The sequence below is a fragment of the Paenibacillus sp. genome (genome assembly GCF_035645235.1).
GTDB lineage: Bacteria > Bacillota > Bacilli > Paenibacillales > YIM-B00363 > Paenibacillus_AE.
This window is the reverse complement of the sequence record NZ_DASQMZ010000052.1, coordinates 1-3,051: the sequence shown is the minus strand read 5'-3', so window position 1 is coordinate 3,051 and position 3,051 is coordinate 1. Positions and strand designations below refer to the sequence as shown.

General features: G+C 64.4%; 2 protein-coding genes. Both read right to left on the bottom strand.

The window, feature by feature from the left end:
• Window positions 1-121: 121 nt before the first annotated feature.
• Complete coding sequence (locus VEZ38_RS04520) at window positions 122-1,570, bottom strand: ABC transporter substrate-binding protein (RefSeq protein ID WP_324892156.1); 1,449 nt, start codon at window positions 1,568-1,570, stop codon at window positions 122-124.
• 186 nt (window positions 1,571-1,756) lie between these two features.
• The coding region (locus VEZ38_RS04515) for a sensor histidine kinase (protein WP_324892155.1) at window positions 1,757-3,051 on the bottom strand (1,295 nt) is incomplete at its 5' end.

The following is a 3,051-nucleotide window of genomic DNA, read 5'->3' as shown; positions in this document are numbered from 1 at the left end:
CTCGCCGGGGACGAGCGTCAGCTCGACCCCCTGCAGCACGCGCACGGTCCGGTCCCCGACGCGGAACGCCTTTTCCGCTTGCTCGACTTCGACTATCGTTCGCATGCAAGCCGCCGACGCCTCATCGGACGAACACCGCGGCGCCGGCCCCGACGCTGACGCCGCCGCCGCCGCCGCGCTCCTTCTCGCCGGTCGCGTTGGCCGCCGCCAGCGCGTCGGTCGCCCGAGTCACCAACGATGCGAACGCCTCGTCGATCGACTTCGACCCGTCGACCGCCGCCCGCGTCTCCTCCTCGGCGATCGCGCTGAACGCCGCCGCAAAACCCTTCGGCAGCAGCGACGACTCGCGCACTTGGCCGGGCCCCAGCTTGTAAAACGGCTCCAAGCTCATGCCGTTCTTATCGGCCGCGTAGCCCTGAATCGAAGGCAGCTCGACGGCCGTCGCCGACCGAAGCTCCGCGAATTCCCCGCTGTGCACGTATTCAAGGAACGCCCAAGCGGCAGCCGCCTGCCCGGAGGACGCATGCACGCCGAACACCTGCGAAAGCGAGAACGCGTTGGACGTATCCGGATAATTCGCGTCGACCGGCATCGTCACGAGTCCGCGTTCGAACGACGGAGCGTTGCCGCCCATCATGTTCATCTGATTGAGCCCCATCGGCCCTTCGATCAGCATCGCGGCGCGGCCGCTGTTGAACATGTCGGAATCGCCGCCGATCGTGAACGTCCGCACCGCTCCGTCGCCCGATCCGCCGGAGGACGCCGGCGGCGGCGCCGGCAGAAAGACGCTCCCGCCGCTGTACGCCTCGACCGCTTGCCGAAATACGCTTTTCCACTCCTCGTTGTCCATCGTCAGCGCCGACGCGTCGGCGTTCAGATGGGATAGCTCTTTCGAGGCGGCGATCTGCTTGATCAGGTCGTAGGCGTTCCAGGTAAACAGCGATTGCCCGAGTCCGTAGATCCGTTTCTCCTCCGCGCCGTCCGTCGGGAAGCGCGCGGCCAGCGCGAACACGTCCTCCCACGTCATGCCGTCGGTCGGATACGGCACCCCGTACTCGTCGAACAACGACTTATTATAAAACAACGCCTTCATATTGAACGTCGGCGCGAGGCCGTACAGCTGCCCGCCCCCCAGCGACCGCAGCTGCTCGACGACGCCCTCCACGAAGCCGTCGAGCGTAAAGCCGGTCGAGCGCATCAACGGCTCCAAGTCGGCGAGGCTCCCTTCCGCCGCGAGCAGCTCGTACTGCTCCGGCGTCATGACGACGACATCCGGCTTTTGCTCCGCGATCAGCTTCGCGAACTCCTCGACCGGGTCCTTGCCTTGACCGTAGATTTCCATCGTCGAGACGATTTCGAAATCGATGTTCGGGTACTTCGCCTTAAACAAATTGCCGTACGTCATATGGAACGCTTGGTCGTTAAAATACGCCACCTTCAGCGTCGCCGGCGTGTTCGGATCGAACGCGGGCGCCTCCGTTCCCGCCGTTTCGCTGCCCGAGCAGCCTGCCAACATCGCCCCAAGGCATAACACCGCGGCCATTCCTGCTTTCACTAGCTTCTTTCGCATGTTACGAATCCTCCCCCGTTTTCCGGAAAATGTGCTTTCCAACGTTCCCCATTATCGCGGACGTTTTTTAGAAAACTCTTTGAACAACCTTAAAGAAAGATAAGAATCGGAAAATGAGGCGGATCGGATGCGGCGCCGGTCCTCCGAAACAAAAAAAACCGTTCGCGATTCGCGAACGGTGAAACCTTATGGTAACGGCAGCGTCATGTGCACGGCCGTGCCGACGCCGAGCCGGCTTTCGATCCGGATCTGGCCGCCGTGGCGCTCGACGATCCATTTCGCGATCGCGAGGCCTAGGCCGATGCCGCCCTCTTCGCGCGAACGCACCCGGTCGCTCCGATAGAAGCGCTCGAAGACGTGCGGCACGTCCCGCTCCGGGATGCCCACGCCGGTATCCTCGACGACGACGTGCGCCGCATGCGTCCGGCGCTCGCAGCGGACCGTGATGATGCCCTCCGGCGGCGTATATTTGATCGCGTTGTCCAGCACGATGAGGAACAGCTGGTGCAGCCGCTCCTCGTCGGCTTCGCCTTCGATCTCGTTTTCGATCTCCATACGGACGATAATGCCTTTGCAAGCGGCCAGCTCCTCGACGAGCCCGACCGTATGCGAGAGCACCGCGTCGACCCGCAGCGGCTTCTTGGACAGCTCCATTGCGTTGGAGTCGGTGCGGGCGAGCGTCAGCAAGCCGTCGACGAGCTTCTTCATGCGACGGCTCTCCTTCAATACCGCCGATACGCTGCGGCTTTCCTCCTCGACGGTGCGTTCGGGATGGCGCAGCAGCAGTTCCGCGTGCGCCTGTACGACGGCGAGCGGCGTACGCAGCTCGTGCGATGCGTCCGCGACGAATTGCTGCTGTCGCTCCCACGCCGCCCGGATCGGAACGAGCGCCCGCGACGCCAAATACCACCCCGCGGTGACCGCGAGCAGCCCCGCGATCGCGAGCCCGGCGGCGAGCAGCAGCAGCAGCCGGCGCAGCATCTCCATTTCCTCGGTGATGTTCGTAATATACTGCACGCTGCCGGCCCGCATCGAGAACGATACCGTCCCCGTCCCGTCGGCCGTCCCGAAGACGAGAGGCGCCTCCGACCCCGGTCCGGTGAGCACCCGGTACGTGCGCCCTTCCGACTTCACCGTGAAGGGCGCCGTCTCTTCCAAGCGACTCCCGAGCTTCCCCAGCAGCGCGTCGTCGATCTCCTCCGGGAGAATCCCGGTCACCGCTTGTCGGAGTTCGTCCCAATACACCGTATAGATCGTCCGGTCCGTCTGAGAAACTCGGAATGTATACAGCGTGTCCTCCGTCGAGACCGCCGCGGCGCCCTCGCGCGGCACGGCGGCCTCGACCGTCGCGGTTGCGCTGATCGGAGCGACTTGGAGCGCTTGGGCGACCGGCTCCGCTTCGACGCGCACGGTCGCGCGGATGCGAAGCGCCTCGTCGGCGCTCTCCGTTACGGCATGCCGAATAAAAGCATAAGCGCTCA

What these genes read in the sequence shown, in the direction of transcription:
- VEZ38_RS04520 (WP_324892156.1), bottom strand. Translation starts at nt 1,570, where the DNA reads ATGCGAAAGAAGCTAGTGAAAGCAGGAATGGCCGCGGTGTTATGCCTT.